The following is a 25,351-nucleotide window of genomic DNA, read 5'->3' as shown; positions in this document are numbered from 1 at the left end:
GCACCGCGACAAATGCCAGGGCTCGCGGCCTCACCCGTACAGTCCGATCGGTCCGCGGCCGTTGGTCGACCATGTGGCCCAGTTCGGGACGACATAGGGCAGATCTGCCTCCGCCACGCCATGCCATTTGAGGATCGCGCCGAGATATTCCTCCTGCGCGGTCGTCGGAAGGAAGCGACCTTCGTTGCTGATGTCGTCGGCACCGCCCAGCGTCGGGTCGGGATAGCGGCCGAACACCCCGCCGGCGGTCACCCCGCCGCCGATCACCAGATGGTTGTTGCCCCATGCATGATCGCAGCCGAGCTGCGCATTGCCGCGATAGGTGCGTCCGAAGTCGCTCATCGTGAAGGCGGTGACGTTGTCCTGCAGCCCGAGCGCTTCCATCGCCTTGTAGAAGGCCGACAGCGCCAGCGCGAGATCGCCGAGCAGATTGGCGTGGGTGCCCGCGACGACATTGCCCCAGGCGACCTGCGCATCATGCGTGTCGTACCCGCCCTGCGAGACGAAGAACGACTGGCGCGTGTGCCCGAAGGTCGACCGCGCCTCGATCATCCGCGCGACGCGCTTCAACTGCTGCGACACGTCGGAGGTCAGCGCCGCGCCGGTGGCGGGATCGACGAAGAACGCCTCGACGCTGCCGGTCGTGCCCAGCACCGCGCCGGTCGCGGCGGTCATCGCATAGGCGTCCCTGATCGTTTCGGCGGTGGAGGCGGTGACGTCGTCGAGCCCGGTGCCGCCCGCGAAGCTGTTCACCGCGGCCTCGATCGCGGTGCTGTTGCTGCCGTACCGCGACAGTACGCCCCGCGACGGCAGCACCAAAGGCTGCGCCTGCTGCCCGATCAACGCGACATTGTTGCCGCCGAACGAGATCACCGGCGGGACCCCGCTGGCGCCCATGCGATCGTGGAGCCGCCCCATGAAGCCGTCGCGGTTGACCGATTGGGCGCGCAGCCCCTGCCAATGCTCCTGCTCGTCGGAATGGCTCATCAGGTTCGACGGACGCAGGTCGGGGCGGCTGAGATAGGTCGCCTTGGTCAGCGGGGTCGCCAGCGTGCCGGTGTTGAGCACCAGCGCCATCGCGCCCTTGTCCCAGATCGGCGCGAGGCTCGCCATCGCCTTGTGCAACCCGAGCCCGCTTCCGGCGAGCGGGACGATGCCGGCGGACGGCAGCGCGACGGTCTGCCGCGAGGCGGCATAGGCGGCATAGGCGGCGGTGTCGGTGGGGACGAGCATGTTCCATCCGTCGTTGCCGCCGAACAGGAACACGCCGACCATCGCGCGGAAGCCGCTGCCCGGCGCGCCATAGGCGACGCCACGGCCGAACATGCCGAGCGCGGCCGCCGCGCCAGCGCTGAGCGCCATGCGGTGGAAGTGACGGCGGGAGAGCTGGACCATCGGGATGCTCCTCAGCGATCGACGAGGAAATTGGGGCTGGACGCGGCGATGTAGAGCAGGGCCTGCGCGCGCTTGCGTGCCTGTAGCTGCGCGTTGGTATTGGTGATCGACAGCGCGGCGCTGCGCAGCGCCTGTTTCTGTGCCGCGGTGGCGGTGTTGTCGAGCATCAGCAGATCGACCACCGCGACCAGCCGGTCGGGGTCGGCGGCGATCGCCTCCCAGCCGGCCCACAGCGGGAGGGTGTTGGCCGAGCTGCTGGCGCCGTTGAGACTGTTGGCGGCATTCCAGTCCCAGCGGTTGGCCTCGCCCTTGATCGTCCAGTCGAAGACGAGGTTCTGAAGCGCGACGGTGCCGCCCGCCGAGTAGAGCTTCGACGCCGGGCTGACCAGCCCGCTGCTGCGCGGCAGCGGGTAGTCGGGCGGGTAGAAGTTGAACACCGACGGCGCCTGGAACACCGGCTGGCCGAGCGCGGCGTCGCGCAGCGTCATCGCCGCGCCATCGGTCTGGAGACCGAGCGCGCGGACCAGCCCGGCCATCGCCAGCACCGGTTCCTTGACCTTGCCGAACCCGCCTCCGCGCGGTTCCGCGCCGCGCGCCTCGGGATCGAGCAGGATCGCGCGGACGATCGCCTTCATGTCGCCGCGCACGCCTTTGCCGTTGTCGACGAACACCGCGCCGATGCGCGCGACATAGCCGGGCGAGGGGTTCGCCTTGACGAGATGCTGGATCAGCAACCGCGCGAGCCGCGGCGGGGTGCTGGGATGGTTGAACGCGGCATCGAGCGCGATGCGGACGCCATCGGCCGGTGCTGCGCCCGCCGGAACGGTGACGCCGAGAAATGCCTTCGCCTGCGTATCATAGGCCCAATTGACCGGGCGGACGACCATCGGCTGCGAGTAATCGTTGCCGGTCCAGTCGGTGCGCCCGCCGCTTTTCGTATAGGTCCAGCCGGTCAGCGCGCGCGACAGCGCCTTGATGTCGTCCGATCCGTAGTTCGGCACCGGTGCCCCATTGGCGGCGAGCACCGGGGTGCCATCGGCGGCGAGCTGCATCGGCCCCATCGTGAACAGCTGGAGCAGTTCGCGCGCATAATTCTCGGACGGCGCGCTACGGCTGCTGTCGGCCATCGACAGGTACAGGCCCATCGATCCGTGCAGCGTCACCTTGCCGAGCAGATCGCGATAGTTGCCGAAGGCACCGTCGAGCAGCACCTGCTGATAGGAGGCGATGCCCGCGGTGCTGTTCACCCCGCTGCCCGACACGACGAGGATCTGCGACAGCGCGAACGCCACGCGCTGGCGCAACTGATCGGGGGCGAGCGCCGCGTCGGCATAGAAGCGCGCGGCGACCGGCACGCGGGTGAAGTGATTCTGCCAGCAATTCGCGATCGTCTTGTCGGAGCAATAATCGTTGGGCACCCATTTGACGAGATCGCCATAGGTGCTGCCCCGCACGCGGAACTGCTCGTCGATCCAGCCGGGAATCCCCAGCTCGCCGATTCGCGACACCAATTGCGGGGTCGGCCCGAAGGACGCCTGTCGCGCCAGACGCAACACGTCGACGGGCACTGCCGCGGCACCGTCGATGGTTGTAACCGGCTGGTCGAACGCGGTGAGGCCTGCGCTCCACGGCGTGCTGCTGCCATTGGCGGTGAACAGCGCGAGGAACCGCCAGAAGGCATCGGCGATCGACGATGCCAATTCGCCGGCACGCGCAGCGAGATAGGCGAAGCCATCGGCAGGCGCGGTCTCGTCGGGGAGCGTCGCGGTGGGGGTTGGGGTCGGTGTGGGGACCGGCTGAATGACAGGGCTGACCGGCGTGCTCGACGAGGGGGACGGGACCGGGCTGGGCGAGGGTGTCGGGCTTGGTGACGGGCTGGGCGAGGGCGCCGGGGCCGGCGTCGGCGTGACGATGACGATCCCGCCACCGGTCGGCGACGGCGATGGCGATGGCGATGGTGTTGGCGATGGCGACAGAGCAGGGACGACGGTGACGGGGGCCGTCGACGTGCCACCGCTACTCCCGCCCTCGCTGCCGCCGCATCCGGCCAGTGCCCAAGGGGCGGTCGCGAGGAGGAGAAGTGTCCGAAGCCGCGTCATCACGCCCGTCCGCCCGAGTCAGAACTGCCGCCGCCGGTGCGACGGACACATGGCAGCTAGGCCGATCGCTTGAAGACGAGGTTAATGCGACGTCGATCGCGGCGGTTCGTGGTGGCGCGACGTTGGTCCCGGCGTCGCAGACCGATCGCGGTTCCGCAGCGGGGAACGTGGCTTACCTGTTGTTAACCGACACCGCTTAACATTCTCCACCGGCGCAACGAGCGAGGATGAGCGGCATCATGGAAGCGACGAGCAGGCGGGCGACGATCGAGGACGACGTGTCGGCGGCCCTGCGCCGCGCGGTCGGCTTCGCCGGGTTGTTCGGGCTGACCGCGGTCGCGGCGATCGCCTGCACCGCACGGACGCCGCAGCCCGTCGCCGGGATCGCCACCGACCGGCTGCTGGCGCAGGAAGCGTTGTGGCAGACGGAGTTGAGCGGTGCACCCGCCATTGCCTTCCCGCCGGCCCTGCTGGCGCGGCGCGGCGATCGCGCGGTGGCGTCGGCGCTGACCGCGGCGCAGCAGCAGCTTCATACGGATCGTGCGGCGGCGGCGGCGCGGCGTAACGTCGTGCTGGACCGGATCAACGAGCTTCGCGCCGACCGCGATCTCCACGAGTCGCAGCGCGCGGTGCTGTCGCTGAAGATCGATCAAGTCTACGCGCGGGCGCAACAGCGCGGCGCCGCGGGCGACATGCCGGCGCTCCAGCGTGAACTGATGCCGCTGAAGATCCAGATGGCGAAGGTCGACGGCGATGCCGCCCGCGCGAGCCGCGCATTGCAGGTCTTGAGCGATCGGATGATGACGCTGGCGACCGCCGAACATACCCGCGCCGAACGACATTTGACGGCGGTTCGCGATCAGCTTCGCGGCGGGTGAGCCGTCACCGCGGCCACCCGGCCGCAGGACGGAAGATCAATAAGAACCGCGCTGGAACAGCACGCTGGGTACGGTGAAGGCGATGATCTTGACGTTCATCGCGCACGACCGCGCGCGGCTGTAGGTCACGTCATAGGCCACACGCCGACGGTAGGACACGTCGTTGCGGCCGCCGACCTGCCACAGCCCGGTGATGCCCGGCCGTACCGCGCAATAATGCTCGAAATAGCGGCCGTAACGGCTGATCTCACCGACGACGATCGGGCGCGGGCCGACGAGGCTCATGTCGCCGCGGACGACGTTCCAGAGCTGCGGCAGCTCGTCGAGGCTGGTCTTGCGCAGGAAGCGCCCGATGCCGATCACGCGCGGATCGTCACGCAGCTTGTGATCGCGTTCCCATTCGGCGCGCGCTTCCGGGCTGGTTTCGAGCAGGTGGCGCAGACGCGCATCGGCATCCACCACCATGCTGCGGAACTTCAGGCACGGAAACGACCGCCCACCCCGCCCGATCCGCTGATGCGCGAAGATGATGGGGCCGGGATCGAGAATGTAGATCACCGCCGCGACGATCGCCATCAGCGGTGCGAGGATGATCAACGCGGTGACGGCAAGCGTCACGTCGAGCACGCGGCTCGCCATATCGTCCAGTCGCTGCCACTGTGCGGAATCGTTGATGTCGTTGATCACGCCGGCCCGGCCCGGCGCGACCATCACGGTCGCTTCATGCACGGCTTCGCTCCCTGACGTTACGCTGCAATGCAACAAGTAGATGAAAAAGAAGGAAATGAAAACAGGAAGAAAATCACACTTCCTTCATCTCACCCCGCCGGCCTGCCGATCCGTCGTGGCGATCGTTAAATTGATGTTTACCAAGCGAGTTCCGTTCCGGCGGCGAGTCGTGGCTGTGATGAGGCAGAGCGTTCGTTAACCATGGAACGGCAACCTGACAGCAGCGTGACATGACGACGCGGCGCGGCGATTCGGGCGAATTTTGCGCGTGGACGTGCGCGTGGATGCACAGGCGGAGGGGCTGCTGCGCGTGCGTTCAGGAAGCCCGCTTTGTCCCATTCCGGGGCAATGCAGTCGGCGGGGTTCGCCATCCGGGAAGCGATGGTGATTCCGTATGAAGATGCTTGGGAGCCGGGCCGGCGTCAATTCAGGCGGCGTGCCGGGATCGCAGGATCGATCGCGATCGAGTCGCGGGGTCGAATCGGAAGGATGGCCGGCTACGGCCTTTGCCTGACCCCGGCCTTCGACGTGCCCCGGTCGTCAGAACAGGCTGGCGAGTGCCTTGGCGATCGCTGCCCACAATAGCGCCGAGCCGCCGACGATCACGCCGAGCCGGACGGCACCCGGATACCGCGTGATCTGCGGTTCGGGGAGCGGATGGCTGATCGGCGCGCTGCTGGTCAGCTGGATGACGGTGCCGCCGCGGAACGTCTGCATGACCTCGGCGCGGCCGAGCGCCTCGACGAACTCGCACCCGTAACCGCCGGGCACCTGCCGCACGACCCGCGCGCTGGCGCGGCCGCGGCCGGGCAGGCCGATCGTCACGAGGCTGCCGATTTCGAGTCGCGAGTCGGTGGCGACGCTGAAGCCGGTTTCGGACAGGTCGCGCACATAGACGTCGGTCGCCTCTTCGCGCGCATCACGCAACGTCGAGGGTTGGTTGATCGGTTGCCGCTCTGCCGAGCGGCGATCGTCCGAATCGCTGGGTAGCAATATTGCCGGTATGAGCATCGCCGCGCCTTTCACTGAGCTTCAGGGTTAGTCGTCGCAGAGCTACCAGCAGGTTAATGCGCCACCGAATTTGCGCCTGCGGAAACAACTTTGATCGAACACGTTCATCATCATGCAAGATTTCTGTGCCGTTCCGGGACGGAGGCGCAGGGAACAGGCGGAATGGAGGGGAAGGTGCGTTTCGATCGACAGGAACAATTCGCCGCGAGCGGCGTGCCGCTGGTCTTCGATCGCTTTGGAATGATCGGCCCGTTCGTTGCCGATGTGCTTGATCCGCTGGCGACCGCGCGCGGCATATCGATCGGCATGGCGCTGGCGCTCATCATCTGGTCGCTGATCGCCGCGCTGTTGATCTGATCCCGGTCGCGGTCGCGCACGCACCTCAATTGCGGATCGCGACGACGTGCGGTTTGGCGGTCCAGGAGAAGCCCGCGAACATCTTGAGCTGCTTGCCATTGCCCAGGTCGCCGCCGTTGCAGCTCAGCAGCTTGTTGATGCAATTGTCGGTCCACATCCGCATCACCGAATCGTCCCACGCGCCGAACCAGTCGGCATGGAGCGTGCTGCCCGGGCGCATCAACGGCATCCCCGGCATCTCGTCCGACGCCAGATGCCACGACGACTTGCCACCGTCCCACTTGCCCGACGTGTCGAGGTCCGAGTCGACCGTGTACCAGGCGCCCAGCGTGAAGCCCGGAATGACATAGGGGTGCGTCGACGGACACCGCAGATAGCCCCAGTCACCGTAGCCGGCGTTCGCGACGTGCGAGCGATGGTCGGCGCTGTCGAGGTTCTTGCCATCCCAGCAATTGGGCGCGTTGACGATGGCACCGAGCTGATTGCCGACCGGGCAGTTCTTCGCCGCCTCGACGATGTCGTCGTAATGGCCCGATACGGCAGTGGGTCCCTGACAGTTGAAATAGCCTGCGCCGAATTTGGTCGACATGCTCGCCATGTCGAAGCCGAACAGGAAGCGCATCCCGCGCGGCAGGTCGACGCACGCCTTGCCCATGCGCTGACACTCCGGATCGTCCTTGGGCAGCCGCTTGTAATAGATGCTGATGAAGTCCGGTCGGACGACCCCGCCCTTGCCGTTGAGCATCGCCGGGATCCAATAGGCGCTGCGGTTCAGCGGGCTGTTGCAGGTGCTCTCACCGGTGGTGCGCAGGCTCTCGTAGGTCGAGTTGGCGTTGGCCAGCGTGTTGCCGAAGAACTGGTGGAGGTGCGAGCGGCCGGCCTGACCGGGGAAGACGATCGGGTCGTCGCGCAGCTCGTGACTGGGGGAGCAGATGAAGCGGAAGGCGCCGACCGTGTCGGGCTTGCCGGTCGCCGCGATCTCGCCGGTGCCCCACGATGGCACCAGTTCCGAATTGACGTCGAAGTTGCTCGGGATCTCGGGATAGCTTTCGGCAGCCGCCAGGCTGCCCGGCGTCACCGCGACCGGCGATGCGCTCGCCGAAGGCGTGGGTGACGGCGTTGGGGTCGGCGTCGGGGTAGCGGTCGGAACCACCGTGACCGGTGCCGCGGCGCTCGGCGCGGCCGTGCTGCCGCCGCCACCGCTGCCGCCGCCGCACGACGCAAGGGCAAGCGCGCCGGCGAGTTGCGCGAGGGATCGGCCGGTGCGACGCGTCAGCGTGCCCGTTGCCGCATGACGCAGCAGCGACTTCATTGGAAAGCTCCATGCCCGGGGTGGCCGGACGACGTCCGGTCGGGATGGCTCTTTCTACGCTGCGGTGGTTAGGGCGGGGTGAAGCGGTGTGGTTACGGGTCGGTAAACATTGCGTCTTTCCGGACGCACGCGCGGCGCGATCAGTTCGCTGCGTCGCCGTGGCGCCGGGCAAGCCGCCGCTTGAGGCGGCGCGCATATTGCGCAGCCTGACGCAGCACCGGCCAGCGATCGAAGAAGCGCAGCTCGGCGATATCGGTGCGGGACGGCCGCTGGTCGGCGATCGGCGGCACCGCGAAATGCGTGACGACCGCCGGATGCGCGCGACGATACCAGACATAGGCACCGTCGATCGGCGGGTGGTCGCTCGATGCCAGCAGCCCGCGCACATAGGTGGCGAGCGCGGGAACGATGTCGGCGCGGAACCCCATGCAATGCGCGCCGATGATGTCGCTGTTGTGCAGATCATCGGGCCGCGCGGCATAATGGCCGCCGTAGAAGATCTGCCAGTCGGCGGGCAGCACGGTATCGCGCGCGGCGGCGGTGAAATCGACGTCGTCCTCGAGGATCAGCACGCTCGCCCCCTGCGCAGCGGCTTCCTCAAGGATCGCGAGATGGCTGTGATAGACGCCGCGCGCGCCGATCGAGGTGAAGGTGCCCGCCTCGTCGAAGCGGCAGGCGTCGAAGAAGGCGACGCGCGGATCGCCGGCCGCGCCGATCCGCTGCAGTTCGCCGAGCATCTGCGCGCGCCGGTCGGTACGGTGCTTGAGGTTGATGACGCGGACGTGGTCGAATGGGTCGAACAGCATCGTCTCACTCCTTGCCGAAGCGGCGCGCGAGCGGGAGCACCGCGGTGGCGATGTCGAACTCGCGCTCGACCTTCGCGCGCGCGGCGGTCGCCAGTCGGTCGCCGAGATCGGGTTCGTCGCGAAGGCGCGCGATCGCCCGGCGCAGGTCGTCCCAGTCGCCGGGGCGGAACAACAGGCCCTCGACACCGTCCTCGATAAGCTCGGGAACGCCCGCGACACGGCTGCCGATCACCGGCACGCCGATCGCCATCGCTTCCATGAGCACGATCGGCAGCCCTTCCATGAAGCTGGGCAAGACGAGCAGGTCGGCGCGCGCGATGGCGGCCAGCGTCGCGGCTTCGTCGAGGCGGCCGGCGAAGCGGACGCGGTCGGCCAGCCCTTGCGCAGCGACCGCGGCCTCGATCCCGGCAAGCATCGGGCCGTCACCGACGAGTGTCAGCGTCACGTCGAGCGGCGCGATCGCCTCGAGCAGGCCGAGGTGGCCCTTCTCGGCCGACAGCCGCGCGACGCAGACGATCTCGCGGCGCGGGCCGGTGCGCGGCGCGGCGGCGGGCAGCCTCGGCAGGTCGAGCCCGCAGCGCACCGTCGCGAACTTGTGCCACTGCGCGGGCGCGGTGACGCGCATCGCCTGCGCGCGCCCGAACCACGAGACGCAGGCGGCGAAGTCCGCCGTCTCCAGCTTCGCGCCCAGCGTCAGCCCGGCGGGATAGTCGGTTTCGGAGATGCCGTGCAGCGTCAGGCTCCACGGCAGCCCGGCGAAGCGCGCCGCGAGCATCCCGACCGTCGCGCCGGCATTGGCGAAATGATTGTGGACATGAGCGATACCATCCTCGCGCAGCATCTCCGCGAGCACCACCGCCTCGGCGAAGTGGAACAGCGACCAGAGCATCGCCTTCGCGCCCGGCGCGCGGTGTTGCAGTGCAAGCCGCAGCAGCGCGAACCACGCAGCAGGGCGCGTCGTGACCGCGCGGAGGTGCGCGCCGAGCAGCGTCGCCATCCGCATCGGCAGCACGAAGCGCGTGGTGTCGAACGACGCTCTGTCTTCGGGCGCCTTCAGCTCGGCGGGCGAGGGGCGGCGGATGCTGTAGGTGCGGATGTCGACGCCGTGGCGACAGAGGCTGTCGACCTCGCGGCGGATGAAGGTGTGTGACGAGGCCGGATATTGGCTCACGACATAGGCGATGCGCGGGTCGGTCATTTGTAGGTGATCGCCGAGGTGAGGTGCCGCGCGCGTCGATAGCGGATCACGCCCTGCAGCTCCGGGAACTTGGCGAGCATCGTGAAGAAGGCGTGCGGCCACGCCATGCCGCGCGGCTGCCCGCCGCGCAGCGCGATGCGCGCCACCTGCGCGGCGAAGGCGGCGAAAGGGAGGAGGAGGAAGGCGGGGTGGACCAGCAGCGCCAGCGCGACGCCGACGAACGGGATGATCCCGGCCCACAGCTGCGCGCGCTTCACCTCGGCGCGATACAGCGGCTGCGGCAGCGCGGCGGTGGCGTCACCGGCCTGCGCATAGCCGAAGCCGGTGCGCACCGCGCGCCACCACCATTGTTTGAAGCGCAGCATCGCGGCGTCGTGGCGGGTCATCTCGGCGTCGATTCGCCATATCCGCCAGCCGGCGGCGCGCAGGCGCGCGCACAGCTCGGGCTCCTCGCCGGCGGTCAGCGTGTCGGTAAAGCCGCCGAGCGCGCGAACGGCGGCGGCGCGCATCAGCGAATCGCCGCCACAGGCGCTCGCCTCGCCGACCGGCGTGTCCCACTCCATGTCGCAGAGCCGGTTGTAGACCGAGGCGTCGGGAAAGCGCTCGCGGCGGCGTCCGCAGACCACCGCGACATCGGGGTGGGCGTCGAGGAACGCGGTGGCGGTCGCCAGCCATGCGGCGTCCAGCTCGCAATCCCCGTCGACGAACTGCACCAGCTCGACATCCGGAAGCGCCGCCAGCCCGGCGTTGCGCGCGCGTGCGGCGGTGAAGGGCAGGGTGAGATCGAGATCGACCACCGTCGCGCCCAGATCGCGCGCGCGGCCGGCGCTGCCGTCGGTCGACGCCGAGTCGACGTAGACGACCGCCGCGCCGCTGCCGTCGAGCGCGCGGAGGCAGCGGATCAGCCGTTCGCCTTCGTTACGGCCGATCGCGACGATGCCGATGCGCGTCGGTGTGGGGGGAGAGGGGAAGGTCATGCCGTCGCAGCGGTCGTCCAGTGAGCGTTGCGAATCAAGCCGGATTGATCCACCGCCGATGCCTCTAGCATCGCACCGGTTAAATTCGAGCGACCGCGGAGCCGGTGCGTGCGGGATAAGGACATGACGATGCGGATTCTCTTTGCCCTGCCCGGTTTTCACCGTTTCGAGCGCGGGGCGGAGATCGCGTTGCTGTCGCTCGCTGCCGAGCTGGCGCGGGCGGGCGAGGACGTGACGGTGATCGGCTCGGGCGAGCCGCGTGCCGGCACACCCTATCGTTTCCTCCATGCCGGATCGGTGCGCCGCGAGCGGCTGGAGAAATTGCCGCGCGTGCCGGCGCTGCGCAGCGACACCGGCTGGGAAGAGGCGACGTTTGCGCCCGGGTTGCTGCGCGCCTATCGTCCGGCGGACCATGATGTGACCGTCACCTGTTCGTTTCCGTTCACCAATTGGGTGCTGCGGCGACCGGCGATCGGCGGGCGCCGCCCGCCGCACGTCTTCGTGACGCAGAACGGCGACTGGCCGGCAATCTCAAACGATTCGGAGTTCCGCACCTTCGGCTGCGAGGGGCTGGTGTGCACCAACCCCGATTATCTCGAACGCAACCGGGACCGCTGGCGTTGCGCGCTGATCCCCAACGGCATCGACGCGACGCGCTTTACACCGGGCGCGGCGGAACGCGCGCGGCTGGGTTTGCCGGAACAGGGACCGATCGTGCTGATGGTCAGCGCACTGATCCCGTCGAAGCGGGTCGAGGATGGCGTGCGCGCGGTCAGCCACATGCCCGGCGCGCAGCTCGTCGTCGCGGGCGACGGGCCCGAGCGCGAGGCGGTCGACCGACTGGCGGGCGAGTTGTTGCCGGGACGGTTCCGGCGACTGACCGTGGCGGCGACCGAGATGCCCGCGCTCTATCGTTCGGCCGACGTGTTCCTGCACCTGTCCAAGGAGGAATCGTTCGGCAACGTCTATATCGAGGCGCTCGGATGCGGCGCGCCGGTGGTCGGGCATGATTCGGCGCGGTTGCGCTGGATCGTCGGCGACGATGCGGTGCTGCTCGACACCTCCGACCCGGTGGCCGTCGCGCGCGCGCTGGAACAGGCGATCGCCGCGTGCGAAACGCTGGTGCCGCGCGGCGTCGCGCGCGCAGGCAACTTCGCGTGGCCGCGGGTGGCGGCGCAATATCGCGATTTTCTGGCCGAGGTGATTGCGGCGCAGACGTCATCATTGCGAGCGTAGCGAAACAATCCAGGGCCTCCTGATCCGGCCCTGGATTGCTTCGCTACGCTCGCAATGATGTGGTGGTCAGCTAACGAAGTTGCGGAAATAGTCGATCGTGCGCTCCAGCCCCTCGCGCAGCTGCACCTTGGGCTCCCAGCCGAGCGTGTCGCGCGCGACGCTGATGTTGGGCTGGCGCTGCATCGGATCGTCCTGCGGCAGCGGGCGATAGGCGAGCGTCGAGCGCGAGCCGGTCAACTCGATCACCAGCTCGGCGAGTTCGCGGATCGTGAACTCATTGGGGTTGCCGATGTTGACCGGGCCGGTGACGTCCGGGGCCGTATCCATCAGGCGCAGGAAGCCCTCGACCAGATCGTCGCGGTAGCAGAAGCTGCGCGTCTGCGATCCGTCGCCGTACATCGTGATCGGCTCGTCCCTGAGCGCCTGCATGATGAAGTTCGAAACGACGCGGCCGTCCGCCGGGTGCATCCGCGGGCCGTAGGTGTTGAAGATGCGCGCGACCTTCACCTCGACGCCGAGCTGGCGGTGATAGTCGAAGAACAACGTCTCCGCGCAGCGCTTGCCCTCGTCATAGCAGGAGCGGATGCCGATCGGATTGACGTTGCCCCAATAATCCTCGGTCTGGGGATGGACGTGCGGATCGCCATAGACCTCGCTGGTCGAGGCCTGGAAGATCTTGCACTTCAGCCGCTTCGCCAGCCCGAGCATGTTGATCGCACCGATCACGCTGGTCTTGGTCGTCTGCACCGGATCGTGCTGGTAATGGATCGGCGAGGCCGGGCAGGCGAGATTGTAGATCTCGTCGACCTCGACGTAGAGCGAGAAGCAGACGTCGTGGCGCATGAATTCGAAGCGCGGGTTGCTGTGAAGATGCTCGATGTTGCGCTTGGCACCGGTGAACAGATTGTCGACGCACACCACCTCGTCGCCGCGTTCCAGCAGCCGGTCGATCAGATGCGATCCCAGGAAGCCGGCGCCCCCGGTGACCAGAATACGCTTACGTGACTGATAATTCCGCGCCATCCGGCACCAATCCCCTGCTTGTCGCCCGCTCGCGAGCGCCGGGCGGCGTCGCGCGCAAAGCGTTAGGGCATGGCTACTAAGGAGGCGTTACGCCTTTCGCAAACACTGATATGGAACACGGTTATGCAGCGGATTCCGATCCTCGACGGCTGGCGCGCGCTCAGCATCCTGATGGTGCTGGCCGGACACCTGCTGCCGCTCGGCCCGCATCGCTGGAGCATGAATGCGGCGGTGGCGGGGGCCGGCATGGCGCTGTTCTTCACGCTGTCGGGGTTCCTGATCACGCAATTCATGCTGCATCGGCCCGATGTCCGCGCCTTCCTGATCCGACGGCTGTTCCGCATCGTGCCGTTGGCGTGGCTGGCGATGCTGATCCTGACGATCGCGACGCGCGCCGACCTGCAGACGATGCTCGCCAATCTGCTGTTCGTCGCCAATCTGCCGCCGGTACGGCTGATGCACGGCGGGGAGCATCTGTGGAGCCTGTGCGTCGAGGTGCAATTCTACCTGACGGTCGCGGTGATCGTCGCGCTGGCGGGTTCGCGGGGGCTGTGGGTGCTCCCGGCGCTGTGCGTCGCGGTGACGCTGGGGCGCGTCGCGGACGGCGCGCTGATGAGCAACTACACGTGGCAGCGTATCGACGAAATCCTCGCCGGCGCGACGCTGGCGCTGCTCCATGCGCGGCTGGCGGCGACGCCGGTGCGGCGGGCGGTGCCGGCGTGGCTGCCGCTGGCGCTGTTCGTGCTGACGGTGGCGGCGGCTAACGAGCGAAGCGGGGCGCTCAACTACCTGCGGCCCTATCTCGCGGCGGCGGCCGTCGGGACGTCGATCGTCGCAGCGCCGCGCTGGATGCGCGCGCTCTTCGCCTCACGAACGGCGCGCTATATCGCCGAGGTTTCCTATGCGGTGTACGTATTCCACGGGATGCTGACGGCGACATGGCTGGGCAGTGGCGACACGCTGGTGAAATACGCCAAGCGCCCGTTGCTGTTCGCCGCGACCTTCGCCGCAGCGCATCTGTCGACCTTCCGCTTCGAGCATCCGATGATCGCGCTCGGCAAGCGGCTCGAAAGGCGGCGTGTGCCTGCCGCCATCTAGCGGCCGGCGCGCAGCCAGTCGGTCGGGCGCTTGCGCGCGAGCCCCAGGTAGAGCGGGATCTTCCACAGGATATAGAGCGGCAGCCGCACCGCCGCCGCACCGGTCAGGAACGGCCGTCCGACCCGCGCCCACGCTGCGATCAGGGCGGCGAGCGCGAGCAGCAGCAACGCGCCGAGCAGGAACGCCGGCCACGCCGCGCCGCCGAGCAGCGTCAGGACGCCGAGCGCGACCAGCCCGACGATGTCGAGCAGCAACAAGAGCGTGAGCGGCGGCACCGCGAGGCTCAGCCCGGCCCAGATCGCGCGGGGGTTGGCGGCGCGCAGCCCGGCAGCGATCGCAGGCAAGGCATGGCGGCGCGAGGTGGCGATGAAGCCGCCCTCCCAGCGCGTCCGCTGCTTGAGCGTGCCTTCCGCGCTGCTCGCGGCGCTCCATACCGTCGCCCCCGCGGCGAAGCGCGGCGGGGTGCCGCGCCGCGCCAGGTCGAGCCCGAGCGCGAGATCCTCGACGATATCGTCGGTGGCCAGCGGCGCATCGCGAAAGACCGGCCAGGGAAAGGCCATGCCGGTGCCGGTCAGGTTGACCCGGCCCGACAGCCGCTGCAGCCCGCGCTGCCGAACGAGATTCTTGATCGCGAAGGCGAAGTTCGACACCTGCACCATCGGCGCGGCGTCGCGCTCGGGCTGCATGAGGTAGCTGGCCTGTGCCGGCGCCGCCCGCGCGGCGGCGGCCAGCGCGGTCAGCGATCCGCGATCGATCGTGCAATCGGCATCGAGGACGACCGCGACCGCGCACGGGCTGTCCGACGTGGCGAGATGATCGCGTGCATGGGCGAGCGCAAAGCCCTTGCCGCGGTGTACGGCGTCGTCGCGGCGCAAGACCTCGGCACCGGCCTGCTCGGCAAGCGCGGCGGTATCGTCGGTGCAATTGTCGGCGACCACCAGCACGCGGAAGCCATCGGGCAGTTCGGCGGCGAGCAACGTCAGCGTGCGGGTGATGACCGCGGCCTCGTCGTTGGCGGGCATGACGATCACGACCGGCGCGCCGCCGCCGGTGACCTCGCCCGCACGCATCGCACGCAGCCCGGCGAGTACCTCGATCGCGAAGGTCGCGGTCAGCACCGCCAGCGGGGTGACGAGCGCCACCGCCACGATCGTCGCGATCACCTCCATAGCCGTATCCCCGCTGCCCGTGCCAAGCCTCTGGCGTCCGCGTGTAGGCGGTCGCGCCGCCGACCGCCATGCCACGGCAACAGTTTACCGGACCTTGAGGAAGATAGCGCCATAGCCCTGCGTCCCGCGACGGGAAGCGCGACCTCGGGTCGCGACGTCGCGTGTGTTGCGGCGGAGGGGTGGAGTGTCTAGAAGGTCCAAGCCGGATGGGGCGCCGGTGCCAGCCAGGATTGTGCCCGCGCGTCGGAAGCAGACAAGGTGAATAACGAAGCCGTCGGAACATGGGAAACCGCGGACCGCAAGCCGTCGCGACGCCGCGCCGTGACGTTGCGGTGGCCGAAGCTGTCGGCGGCGGCGTGGCTGCTGATCGCCGGGATCGTCGCGCTGGGGATCCCGACGATGCTCACCGTCGCGCGCGTCAGCTGGTCGACCGAACAGGGCGGGCACGGCCCGCTGGTGCTGGCGACCGGATTGTGGCTGATGTGGCGCGAGGTGCCGGGGGCATTGCGGTTGCGCACACCGGGCAATGCGTTGCTGGGCGGCGCGTTCGTCGCCTTGTGTCTGCTCGCCTATCTGCTCGCGCACATCACCGGCATCATCGAGGTCGAGGGTTTCGCCTTCTACGGCGCGCTGCTGGGCGCGGGTTACCTGATCTTCGGCGGCCGGGTGCTGCGCGAATTGTGGTTCCCGCTCTTCTACCTCGGGTTCGTCTTTCCGCCGCCGGATCAGGCGGTTGCGGTCATTACCCAGCCGATCAAGATCGCGATCTCCGAACAGGCCGTGAACCTGCTCTATGCGCTGGGCTATCCCATCGGCAGCTCGGGCGTGTCGATCCAGATCGCGCAATACGATCTGCTGGTCGCCGCCGCCTGTGCCGGGCTCAACTCGATCATCAGCCTGACCGCGATCTGTCTGTTCTACATCTACGTCCGGCATCACGCGAACTGGCGCTATAGCGCGCTGTTGATGCTGACGATCATCCCGATCGCGGTGTTCGCCAATTTTGTTCGCGTCATCCTGTTGATCCTCATCACCTATTATTTCGGTGACGCCGCAGCGCAGGGCTTTGCGCACGACTTCGCCGGACTGGTGATGTTCCTGATCTCGGTGCTGACGATCTTCGCGATAGACGGGCTGGCGGCGCCGTTGCGCCGTGCCCTGGGGAACGGCCATGACCACGACTGAGCACGCGCCGGACCGGCCTTCGATCAGCCGCCGTCAGGCGTTGCTGGGCGGGGCGTTCCTGCTGACGGCGGGCGCCGCGGTGGCCCGCGTGCCGCGGCACCACATCGATCTGCTCGGCGACCGCAAGATCGACAAGCTGATCCCGCACCGGATCGGCGCATGGGAATTCTATTCAAAGAGCGGATTGGTGGTGCCCCCCGCCGATCAGCTCAAGGACGCGCTGTATTCGCAGCTCATGACGCGCGTCTATGTCGCGCCGAACGCGTTGCCGATCATGCTGTTGATCGCGCAGAGCGGCGGGCAGACCGGGGTGTTGCAGGTTCACCGCCCGGAATATTGCTATCCGGCCGGCGGCTTCACGCTGTCGCATCGCAGCGTGCTGCCGGTTGCGCTGCCGGGGAGCCGGCTGGAGACGACCGCGATCACCGCGAACGCCGACGACCGCACCGAACAGCTGCTCTACTGGACCCGCGTCGGCGAGGACATGCCGCTGACCTGGGCGCGGCAACGCTGGTCGGTGGCGCGCGCCAATCTGAAGGGCGATGTGCCCGATGCGGTGCTGGTGCGCGTATCGGCGCTGACGCCGGATCGCGAGGCAGGGATCGCGGCGCTGACGAGCTTCGTGCAGGCGATGTTCGCCTCGGTGCCCGCCGACGTGCGCCGCTTCCTCGACATCGACGCGCGCTGATCCGCGCGCGTCGCGCCGTCAGGAACGGCGCGGCAGTTCGATCGGCTTGAGGACCAGCAGGATAAAGGCGAGATTGGCGACGATCAGCAGGCTGGCCAACAGGTCATGTCCTTCGTTGCCAAGGTAATTGGCGAGCGCGCACATGGCCGCGCCGGCGAGATAGGCGAGCATCGAATCCTGATGATCGTCGGCCATCGACCGCTGCAGAAACAGCACGACGAGGCCGGCGAAGATGGCCAGTGTGACCCAATCGTAGACCGTTTCCATGTAAGGTTCCCAATTACCGCCACGAGGCACTACAGGATTTGTTCAGCGGGTGCTAGTAACGCCGCAATGTCGAAGTCTCTTAGGGGGAATCCTATGTTTAAGCGTGGTGCATTGCTGGCCGTGACCGCCCTTTCGCTCGTGACCACCGCCTGCGATCGCAAGGCGACCGGGCAGAGCGTCGCGGTGGTGAACGGCGAGGAGATTTCGGCCGGCGAGTTGAACGGCGAGTTGCAGTTGGCGAACGTGCCGCCCAGCGCCGACCAGAAGCTGGCCCGCCAGCAATTACTGCAGGGCCTGATCGACCGCCGCCTGCTGGCGCAGGCCGCGCGCAAGAACGGCGTCGACAAGTCGCCGGAGTTCCTGAGCCGCCAGCGTCGCCTCAACGACGAACTGCTGATTTCGATGAACGCCGAGCGGCAGGCCGGCAGCCAGAAGCTGCCCGACCAGGCCGCGGTCGACGCGTTCATCGCGCAGAACCCGTATCAGTTCGGACAGCGCCAGATCCTGGCGTTGCAGCAGATCGCGATCGACGCGCCGTCCGACCCCAAGGCGCTGGCGCCGCTGGCGGATGCGCATTCGCTCGACGCGGTCGCGGCGACGCTGACGCGGCTGAAGATCCCGTTCACGCGCACCAGCGGTCGTCTGGACACCGCCAGCGTGCCGCCGGAGGCGCTGAAGCGTATCTTCGCGCTGCCCGCTACCGAGCCGTTCGTGTTGCCGGCCAACGGCAAGCTGTATGCCAACATCATCGTCGGGCGCGAGCCGGTGCAGATGTCGCAGGACGACATGCGCAAGGCGGCGATGGCGGCGCTGCGCCAGCAGAACGCCCGCACCGGCCTGTCGGAGCAGGTGAAGCAGCTTCGCTCGACCGCCAAGATCGAATATCAGCCGGGTTATGCGCCGGTGGCGAATGCGACGCCGGCAGCCGGCGCGGCCAAGAAGTAACCTCGACCACGGGGTCGGTCGTCAAGCCGGCCCCGTCGACATCAGCGACTTGCGACGAAGGGTATTATCTGCACAACACACCTCGGTAATATCCGGGGGTGGATGATGCGGATCGTGGGGCGATGGATGCGCGGCATGGCGGCGCTGGCGGTGGGCAGCCTGCCGTTCACCGCGGTCGCACAGGAATATGGGCCGAGCTTCCGCCCCGACCGGCTCAAGGGGCCACCGCCCGGCCCGCTCAATCAAGTCCTGGTGCTCGGTTCGGCGCATCTGTCTTCGTTCAAGACGCTGCGCCGCGAGGCACTCACCCCATTGCTCGACCGGCTCGCGACATGGCGGCCGGAGGTGATCGCGACCGAGGACCTGTCGGGACTGCAGTGCGATACGCTGCGGCGCTATCCATCGCGCTACGCCGACGCCGTCGCAACCTATTGCCCCGATCCGTCCGCGGCGGGAAAGGCGCTCGGGCTCGACGTGCCCGCGGCGAACGTGGCGGTGGAGCAGATGCTCGCGACATGGCCCGCCGACCCGACCGCGGCGCAACGACGCCGGTTGGCGGCATCGTTCCTCGCGGCGGGCGAGCCCGCGTCGGCGCTGGTGCAATGGCTGCGGCTGCCGGAGGGCGAGCGTCGTGTCGGCGACGGGCTGGATGCCGCGATGATGGCCGAACTCGCGCGCCGCTGGAGCCGGCCGGGCGAAACAGAATGGGTGGGGGTCGCGCTGGCGGTGCGGCTCGGGCTGGAGCGTGTCTACGGGGTCGACGACCACAGCGCCGATCCGCCGCCCGTCCCCGGCATGGAGGAAGCGATCGGCCGCGCCTGGGACAATCCTGTCGGGAAGGAGAGGCGGGCGTTCTCCGAGCCGCTGGAGGCGGGCGTGACGCAGCCGGGCGGCGTCATGGCGCTGTATCGCGCCTATAATTCGCCGCGCGCGCAGGACCTTGCCTATCGCAGCGATTTCGGGGCGACCTTCGTCGAGCCGTCGCCGCAGCGCTTCGGGCGCAGCTATCTGGGCTATTGGGAGACGCGCAACCTGCGGATGGTCGCCAATATCCGCGACGTGCTGGGGCTACATTCAGGCAAGCGCATGCTGGCGATCGTGGGCGCCTCGCACAAAGGCTATTACGAGGCCTATCTCAACCAGATGCACGACGTGCGGTTGGTCGATGCGGAGAAGGTGCTGCGGTGAACGGGGCGGGTGCCATATCGGCACCCGCCACCCGGGTTACTTGCTGTAATAGTCGCTGTAGCCAGCGCCATAGCCGTAGCCGTAATTGTCGGTCAGCAAACCGCCGTCGAAGCGGTTGAGCACGACGCCCGCGCAGGGTGCCTGATCGAGGACGTGCAGCGCGTCCTGGATCTGCTTGCGCGTGGTCCGCCCTTCCTCGACGATCAGGATGTAGGCGTCGAGCTTGGTCGTCACGATCGTCGCGTCGTCGTTGGCGAACACCGGCGGCAGATCGCACAGGAAGATGCTGTGCGTCGGGCGCGCGCGCATCGCCGCGACCATCGCGTCCATCCGCGGCGACGACAGCAACTCGGCCGAGCGCGCCGGGGCATTGTCGGTCGGCAGGATCACCAGCCGCTCGCCTTCCGGATGCAGCGCGAGGTCGCCAAGCGACGCCACCGTGCCTTCGAAGAAGTCGCGCATCCCGCGTTCGACGGTCAGCCCGAAATTGGTCGCGACCGAGCCACGACGCAGATCGAGGTCGACCAGGGTGGTGTCGATCCCCGGTGTCCGCGACAGCGCCGCCGACAGGTTGGTGGCGACGAACGACTTGCCGACCGCCGGAGTGGCCGAAACGATCCCGAACAGCCGCCAGCCCTTGTTCCGGTGCAGCTTGAGGAGCCGCGAGCGAAGCAGGTTGAACGGACGCGAGCGGACATCGCGGCTGTCGAAGCCATAGATGCCGCGCTGCTTCGCCTCCGCGACCGACCAGGCGAACTGGCGGGCCTCCTGAAGCGTCGGGAGCGGCGCTGCGGGACGCAAGTCGCTGGCGACCTTGTTCAATGCGGAGTCGGTCATCACAGCGCCCCCTGCGGCTCGGACGCCGTCTGACGTCGCCGGCGCAACGCCGGCAGGCGGAAGAAGCGGCGGCGCGGCTTGTCGCCGTGCGGCCGGTCGGGCACGAAAGTCGGCACCAGCGCGAGCGGCTCGAGCCCGAGGCTCTGGATCTGGCCCACGCCCCGGATCGGGCGCAGCAGGAACTCGAGCGCCAGCGCCAGCACGATGCCCAGCCCGAGCCCACCGGCGATCCCGCCGCCGATCAGCAACAGGCGGTTGGGCGAGACCGGCTTGTCGGGCGCGGAGGGCGGATCGACGACCGACAGGCGTTCACCCTTCTGCTCCTGTGCCATGCGCGCCGAATTCTGCGCGCGCAACACGTTGCCGGAGACGTCGCGCAGCTGGTCGCGCAGCGTCGCGGCGCGGGCCTCGAGCTGCGACACCTGTTCCTGCAACACGGGCGCCCGCGACTGCGCCGCCATCCCGGCTGCGGCACGCGATTCGTCGGAGGCGCGATATTGCTGGAGCTGGGCGATCTGGGCGTTGTTCGCCTGGATCTGGCTCTGGATCAATGAATTGTCCGAGCCATTGCCCTGCGAGGCGGCGATGTCCTTGGCCTGTTGCAGCCGGGACTTGGCGCGCACCACGTCCGGGTGCGTCTCGGCAAAGACCGCACGCGCCGCGACCAGCGCCGCTTCGGCCTGCTGGACCAGCGGGTCCTTGCCGCCGCTGCGCTGGACCTGCGCCATCAGCTGGCGGTTCTCGCTCTGCAACTGGGCGATCTGCGCGCTGTAGGTGCCGGTGTTGGCAGGCATTACCAGCCCGCCCGTCGCCAGCGCGGTGCCGTTGCGCGCCTTGATCGCCGTGATCTGGCTTTCGATCCCATTGATCTCCGCGGTCAGCTTGCCAGCCTGATCCTGGAGGAAGTCGACGGTGTTGTTGGCCTGCGCCGCCATGGTGGTGGCGTCGATCTCCAGAAAGCGGCTGACGAAGCTCTGCATCACCGCCTGCGCCTTGGCAGGATCGGCGTAATCGTAGCTCATCGTGAAGGCGATCGTGTTGGTGCCGCCCGGCTGGGCGCCGCCGCCGATGTCGCCGCTCACCGCGTCGAGCTTGGTCGCTTCCTGCATCTGCGTCACGATCGACGACAGCGGCTTGGAACGACGCTCCTTCTCGTACAGGTTGTTCTGCTCGATCAGCTGGATCAGATCGCCACGGCTGAGCACCTGCTCACGGATCTTGGCGATCCGCTGGTCGATGATCGTGTTGATCGGCGACGTCACGAGCGCCGACGGCAGCTCCTGTGATTCGACGAGCAGGGTCGCGCTCGACCGATAGATGCGCGGCAACACGAACGCGGTCACGATCCCGGCGACCGAGAGCAGCACGAACGGCACGATCACGAGCCATTTGCGCTCCCACAGAATCCGGGGGATGTAATTGATGAAGCCACCGCCAGCGGCGGCCTGATCTTCATTGTCGACGCTGTCACTCACCGGATGTCGCCCAGTCTGGTTCGCAGGAAAAGCCGGAAGGTCACGTCGGAGGGGCTACCGAAGCCGCGACCATTGGCCTGACGATAGCCCACCGATGCACCGGCGAAGATGCGGCGCGTGAAGCCCCGCTCGTAGCTGGCGAGCGCGCTCAGGAAATCGGTGCGCGGCGCTTGCAGGGTGGTGTTCGAGGTGCTGCTGAGCCGAGAATAGTCGACCGACGCGCGTACCACGTCGAATTCGCGCAACTGGTACGAATAGTCGAACGCTGCGCCGTAGCGGAGCGAGACGTCGCCCAGCCCGGTCGGCTGTGCGTCGCTATAGGCGCGCAGGCACTGGATCGAGCGACCGGCATTGCGGCAGCCGTTGAAACTGCCCGAGAACCCGGTGGTGTTGAAGGTGCCGGACGGAGTCGTCGAAGAGACGAATACGACACCGGCGCCGCCCGAGAGGTTGATGCGCGGATTGAGCTGATAGTTCAGCGTCAGCTGCGGCGAATAGGTGTGCCCCGAATAGCTCGGATTGTCATAGTCGATCCATGACCCCGATCCTTGCGCACCCAGGCTGAGCCGTTCCGACAGGGCACGGCTGTAGCCGATCGTCCCCGCGGTGGTGCGCGACGACAGCAGCGGACCGGCGCCGTTTCCGTCGCCATAGCTGACCCGGGTGATGCTCGCGCGACCGGTGAGCGTGTCGCGTGAACTGAGCCGATAGTCGCCGCCGGCCGACGCCGAGATCGCGGTCTGTCGCTGGTTCAGACCGATCAGCGTGATATCGGGGGTGCCGAGAACCGGGCCGGGCGTGAGGGTCGGATCGACGACGCCGATGACGCCGAGCCCGCTCTGGCCGATGATCGAACTGTCGTAGGACACGTCCGCGCGCAGGTTGAGGCGCGCGCTCATCGCGCGACGCGCCAGCGCGGTGAAGCCATAGGCCTCCGCCGAGCTGTAGCGGGTCAGATAGTCGCTGCGGCGGTAGCGTGCGACCACCGACGCCTCGCTGCGCTCATCGACGAAGCTCAGCTGCGGGGTCACGGCCAGTTCGGTCGACGCCGCACCGCCACCGCCACCGCGGACGAGGAATGGATTGGTCGAATAAGCGCCGCCCGCCGACACATCGACCGCGACGCGCGTTTCCTGCGCGACGACCGGGGTGAGCGGCAGGGTGACGGCCGTGGTGACGAGCAGCAGCGCGGCCGACCCGCGCGCGACGTTCCGGCGCGGCATCACGGGACGATCACCGTGTCGCCGCCGCGCACCAGCGGCAGCGTCTCGTTGCTGACGTCGCTGACCTGACCCTTCAGGACATCGCTCAGCCGGACGCGGATCGCCTGCACGCCCGTCGGCGTCTTGCGGAGGATCACGACATTGCTCAGCTGCGCGAATTCAGCCGGGCCACCGGCAAGGCTGAGCGCTTCCAGCACGTTGACGTACCGGCCGGGATTGAACGACCCGGGACTGCGCACCTTGCCGAGCACCGAGAATTGCAGGCCTGCCGGCGTCTTCACCGACACGGTCACCTGCGGCACCGCGGTGCGATACTGCGATTCCAGCCCCTTGGTGATCCGCGCCTCGATCTCGCTCGGCAACGCATTCAGCGCGTCGACCTTGCCGACCAGCGGGAAGGAGAAGGTGCCGTCGGGCAGGACGCGCTCGGTGCGCTGCAGTCGCTCCTCGCCCCAGACGAAGATCTCGAGTTCGTCGCCAGGATTGATGCGATACGGCACGACGGTGCCCGGCGCGGTCGCGCCACGCGCCGCCGCGGCGGCCGATTGCTGCGCCGTCGCCGGCACCGCCTGAAGCAGCAACAATGCGATGCCGCAGAAAAGCTTGCTCTTCATGTCATTCCCCCATGCCGATGTGCCGGCACCCGCGACGTTGCCCAGCACATGGCCGCTTCCATCGTTTGCCAGCCCGTCCCTTATCGGGTAAAGCGCCGACCGTCAGGTGCCTTACAGCATATTCCTTACGAAGTACGTATGAGATTGTTGAGGGCAAGCGGCATTCTTGTGCGGGGGGCATTTGTGAAGCGGACCCCGACGTGGCGGGTAATAAGGCGGCGTGTCGTCGTCGCTGCGACGATGTCGTTGGTGCTGTTGGCGGGTTGCCGTTCGCGCGAGGAGCGCGCGGCCAAGTTCGCCGCCGTCTACGAGGCCGCGATGGCCAACAACGATCCCGTTATGGCACGGTTGGCGATGCAGCAGGCGGTCGGCTTCGACGACTCGAACCCCGACTATTGGCAGCAGCTCGGTCAGGTCGAACTGGCGCTCGGCGACTATTCCGGCGGGTACAACGCCTATCTGCGCGCCAACGAGCTGGATCACAGCCGGCCGGCGGTGTTGCAGGCGCTGGCCGATCTGGCGGTGATCGGCGGCCATACCGAGGATGCGCAGCGCTATGCCAAGCAGGTGCTGCTTCTGCGCCCCGACGAGCTTGCGCCGCAAACGACCCTGGGCTTCGTCGCGTTGCGCAACCGTGACTATGAAGCGGCGCTCAAGCATGCCGACGTGGTGCTGGCGTCGCGGATCGATGATTCCAATGCGACGATCCTGAAGGCGCGCGCGCTGGCCGGGTTGAACAAGCCCGATGCCGCGCTGGCGCTGCTGGGCGATTTCGTGACCGGCCATCCCAGCGACGCCACCGCGCTCGATGCGCTCGGCGACATGTCCGGGCGGTTCGGCAATCTCGCCGGGCAGAAGGAAGCGCAGAGCCGCGAACTGGCGCTCCGGCCCAACGATGTGGCGTTGCGCGTCGCCTATGCGCGGACGCTCTATCGGCTGGGCGAACGCGCGGCGGCGCACGACCTCACCTATCAGCTCGCGAGCAGCGGCGAACATCAAGGGCGGTTGATCGACATCCTCGGCCTGTGGCTGGAATTCGAACCGCGCGACGCCGCGATCGCGCAGGTGCGCCAGCTCGCGGCGCAGGCGTCGACCGCCGACAAGATGCGCTATGCGTATTTTCTGATGCTGGCCGGGCAGGCGCGCGATGCGGAGGCGCTGGTCGCGCCATTGGTGTCGCTGCCCGTCACCGCCGCCAATGCCGCCCCGCTGGCATTGCTGGCGCAGACGCAGGGAATGCAAGGTCGCGATGCCGAGGCGCTGGAACTGCTCGATGCGGTGCTGACGTTCGACGAGGGCAACATCCTCGCTCTGCGCGCGCGCACCGATCTGTATCTGCGCACCGGGCGCGGACGGCAGGCGGTGTTCGATGCGCAGCGGCTGGTCGCCAGCAAGCCGCGGTCGGCGGATGATCGTGTACGGCTCGCCCGCGCCTATGCGCTGGCCGGGCAGAAGCAACTGGCCGAAAACACCTATCGCGCGGGTATTCAGGCGATCGGAGCCGATCCGTTGTTGTTCGCCGGTCTGCGTGATTTTCTCGTCAAGGCGGGGCGTTCGGACGAACTGGCCGACCTTCAGCAGCAATTTGTTGAGCAAAAGCGTGTAGCGCGTGCGCAATGGTAGCGCGGGGCGACAACGACC

At 67.9% G+C, this 25,351-nt stretch carries 25 protein-coding genes; 10 read left to right on the top strand and 15 right to left on the bottom strand.

Going from position 1 to position 25,351, the window contains the following annotated elements; all coding sequences use genetic code 11:
- Positions 1–30: 30 nt before the first annotated feature.
- A complete protein-coding gene (locus PGN12_01355) occupies positions 31–1,395 on the bottom strand; it encodes a DUF1501 domain-containing protein (protein MEH3102540.1) in 1,365 nt (454 codons plus the stop codon).
- Positions 1,396–1,406: 11 nt separating this feature from the next.
- Entirely contained in the window at positions 1,407–3,095 is a 1,689-nt protein-coding gene (locus PGN12_01350) for a DUF1800 family protein (GenBank protein MEH3102539.1), read from the bottom strand.
- Between the two features lie 100 nt (positions 3,096–3,195).
- Between PGN12_01350 and PGN12_01345 the strand changes: the two genes are divergently transcribed.
- Both PGN12_01345 and PGN12_01340 read left to right on the top strand, forming a co-directional pair.
- On the top strand, positions 3,196–3,567 hold the full coding sequence (locus PGN12_01345; GenBank protein MEH3102538.1) for a hypothetical protein: 372 nt from the start codon (positions 3,196–3,198) through the stop codon (positions 3,565–3,567).
- Positions 3,568–3,721: 154 nt separating this feature from the next.
- Complete coding sequence (locus PGN12_01340; GenBank protein MEH3102537.1) at positions 3,722–4,372, top strand: hypothetical protein; 651 nt, start codon at positions 3,722–3,724, stop codon at positions 4,370–4,372.
- Positions 4,373–4,408: 36 nt separating this feature from the next.
- Here PGN12_01340 and PGN12_01335 read toward each other — a convergent pair whose 3' ends face one another.
- Entirely contained in the window at positions 4,409–5,101 is a 693-nt protein-coding gene (locus PGN12_01335; GenBank protein ID MEH3102536.1) for a sugar transferase, read from the bottom strand.
- A 540-nt stretch (positions 5,102–5,641) separates the two neighbouring features.
- On the bottom strand, positions 5,642–6,112 hold the full coding sequence (locus PGN12_01330) for a PilZ domain-containing protein (protein MEH3102535.1): 471 nt from the start codon (positions 6,110–6,112) through the stop codon (positions 5,642–5,644).
- Positions 6,113–6,286: 174 nt separating this feature from the next.
- On the opposite strand from PGN12_01330, the gene PGN12_01325 reads away from it, so the two are divergent.
- A complete protein-coding gene (locus PGN12_01325; protein ID MEH3102534.1) occupies positions 6,287–6,469 on the top strand; it encodes a hypothetical protein in 183 nt (60 codons plus the stop codon).
- A gap of 25 nt (positions 6,470–6,494) precedes the next feature.
- Here the strand turns inward: PGN12_01325 and PGN12_01320 are convergent, their stop codons facing one another.
- From PGN12_01320 to PGN12_01305, 4 genes are all read right to left on the bottom strand, one after another.
- Complete coding sequence (locus PGN12_01320; protein ID MEH3102533.1) at positions 6,495–7,781, bottom strand: DUF1996 domain-containing protein; 1,287 nt, start codon at positions 7,779–7,781, stop codon at positions 6,495–6,497.
- Positions 7,782–7,921: 140 nt separating this feature from the next.
- Positions 7,922–8,587 carry a hypothetical protein gene (locus PGN12_01315; protein ID MEH3102532.1) on the bottom strand — a complete coding sequence of 222 codons (666 nt, stop codon included), beginning with the start codon at positions 8,585–8,587 and terminating at the stop codon, positions 7,922–7,924.
- A gap of 4 nt (positions 8,588–8,591) precedes the next feature.
- Positions 8,592–9,785, bottom strand: a complete 1,194-nt coding sequence (locus PGN12_01310) for a glycosyltransferase family 4 protein (protein ID MEH3102531.1) — start codon at positions 9,783–9,785, stop codon at positions 8,592–8,594.
- Complete coding sequence (locus PGN12_01305) at positions 9,782–10,762, bottom strand: glycosyltransferase (protein MEH3102530.1); 981 nt, start codon at positions 10,760–10,762, stop codon at positions 9,782–9,784. Before PGN12_01305 ends, PGN12_01310 begins: the two co-directional genes overlap by 4 nt.
- 129 nt (positions 10,763–10,891) lie before the next feature.
- On the opposite strand from PGN12_01305, the gene PGN12_01300 reads away from it, so the two are divergent.
- The gene (locus PGN12_01300; GenBank protein ID MEH3102529.1) at positions 10,892–11,998 is read left to right on the top strand and encodes a glycosyltransferase; all 1,107 of its coding nucleotides are present in this window, start codon (positions 10,892–10,894) and stop codon (positions 11,996–11,998) included.
- 66 nt (positions 11,999–12,064) lie between these two features.
- On the opposite strand, the gene PGN12_01295 is transcribed toward PGN12_01300, so the two are convergent.
- Positions 12,065–13,021, bottom strand: coding sequence for an SDR family oxidoreductase (locus tag PGN12_01295; protein MEH3102528.1), 957 nt, complete (start codon positions 13,019–13,021; stop codon positions 12,065–12,067).
- Between the two features lie 123 nt (positions 13,022–13,144).
- Between PGN12_01295 and PGN12_01290 the strand changes: the two genes are divergently transcribed.
- Positions 13,145–14,119 (top strand): acyltransferase, encoded by a 975-nt coding sequence (locus PGN12_01290; protein ID MEH3102527.1) that lies wholly within the window; start codon positions 13,145–13,147, stop codon positions 14,117–14,119.
- Here PGN12_01290 and PGN12_01285 read toward each other — a convergent pair.
- Positions 14,116–15,288, bottom strand: a complete 1,173-nt coding sequence (locus PGN12_01285; GenBank protein ID MEH3102526.1) for a glycosyltransferase family 2 protein — start codon at positions 15,286–15,288, stop codon at positions 14,116–14,118. The genes PGN12_01290 and PGN12_01285 overlap by 4 nt on opposite strands.
- A gap of 258 nt (positions 15,289–15,546) precedes the next feature.
- On the opposite strand from PGN12_01285, the gene xrtV reads away from it, so the two are divergent.
- Both xrtV and PGN12_01275 read left to right on the top strand, forming a co-directional pair.
- Positions 15,547–16,473, top strand: a complete 927-nt coding sequence (xrtV, locus tag PGN12_01280) for an exosortase V (protein ID MEH3102525.1) — start codon at positions 15,547–15,549, stop codon at positions 16,471–16,473.
- Complete coding sequence (locus tag PGN12_01275; GenBank protein MEH3102524.1) at positions 16,460–17,161, top strand: EpsI family protein; 702 nt, start codon at positions 16,460–16,462, stop codon at positions 17,159–17,161. The genes xrtV and PGN12_01275 overlap by 14 nt, the downstream gene beginning before the upstream one ends.
- An 18-nt stretch (positions 17,162–17,179) precedes the next feature.
- Here the strand turns inward: PGN12_01275 and PGN12_01270 are convergent, their stop codons facing one another.
- The gene (locus PGN12_01270) at positions 17,180–17,428 is read right to left on the bottom strand and encodes a hypothetical protein (GenBank protein ID MEH3102523.1); all 249 of its coding nucleotides are present in this window, start codon (positions 17,426–17,428) and stop codon (positions 17,180–17,182) included.
- A gap of 93 nt (positions 17,429–17,521) precedes the next feature.
- On the opposite strand from PGN12_01270, the gene PGN12_01265 reads away from it, so the two are divergent.
- Together PGN12_01265 and PGN12_01260 are read left to right on the top strand one after the other, a co-directional pair.
- Complete coding sequence (locus PGN12_01265; GenBank protein ID MEH3102522.1) at positions 17,522–18,373, top strand: SurA N-terminal domain-containing protein; 852 nt, start codon at positions 17,522–17,524, stop codon at positions 18,371–18,373.
- A 102-nt stretch (positions 18,374–18,475) separates the two neighbouring features.
- Entirely contained in the window at positions 18,476–19,561 is a 1,086-nt protein-coding gene (locus PGN12_01260) for a DUF5694 domain-containing protein (protein MEH3102521.1), read from the top strand.
- A 36-nt stretch (positions 19,562–19,597) separates the two neighbouring features.
- Here the strand turns inward: PGN12_01260 and PGN12_01255 are convergent, their stop codons facing one another.
- From PGN12_01255 to PGN12_01240, 4 genes are read right to left on the bottom strand one after another with little or no spacing between them, the layout of a single operon-like run.
- Positions 19,598–20,398 (bottom strand): CpsD/CapB family tyrosine-protein kinase, encoded by an 801-nt coding sequence (locus PGN12_01255; GenBank protein MEH3102520.1) that lies wholly within the window; start codon positions 20,396–20,398, stop codon positions 19,598–19,600.
- The gene (locus PGN12_01250; protein MEH3102519.1) at positions 20,398–21,873 is read right to left on the bottom strand and encodes a Wzz/FepE/Etk N-terminal domain-containing protein; all 1,476 of its coding nucleotides are present in this window, start codon (positions 21,871–21,873) and stop codon (positions 20,398–20,400) included. Before PGN12_01250 ends, PGN12_01255 begins: the two co-directional genes overlap by 1 nt.
- Positions 21,870–23,096: a hypothetical protein gene (locus PGN12_01245; protein MEH3102518.1), complete on the bottom strand. Its 1,227-nt coding sequence runs from the start codon at positions 23,094–23,096 to the stop codon at positions 21,870–21,872. The genes PGN12_01250 and PGN12_01245 overlap by 4 nt, the downstream gene beginning before the upstream one ends.
- Complete coding sequence (locus PGN12_01240; GenBank protein MEH3102517.1) at positions 23,096–23,710, bottom strand: polysaccharide biosynthesis/export family protein; 615 nt, start codon at positions 23,708–23,710, stop codon at positions 23,096–23,098. The genes PGN12_01245 and PGN12_01240 overlap by 1 nt, the downstream gene beginning before the upstream one ends.
- Before the next feature lie 240 nt (positions 23,711–23,950).
- On the opposite strand from PGN12_01240, the gene PGN12_01235 reads away from it, so the two are divergent.
- Positions 23,951–25,333, top strand: a complete 1,383-nt coding sequence (locus PGN12_01235; protein MEH3102516.1) for a BTAD domain-containing putative transcriptional regulator — start codon at positions 23,951–23,953, stop codon at positions 25,331–25,333.
- The last annotated feature ends 18 nt before the right edge of the window (positions 25,334–25,351 follow it).

Origin of the sequence: Sphingomonas phyllosphaerae (assembly GCA_036946405.1) — a bacterium.
In the GTDB taxonomy this organism is placed as follows: Bacteria; Pseudomonadota; Alphaproteobacteria; order Sphingomonadales; family Sphingomonadaceae; genus Sphingomonas; species Sphingomonas phyllosphaerae_D.
The sequence above is the reverse complement of the archived record's forward strand: the minus strand, read 5'-3'. Positions and strand labels throughout refer to the sequence as shown.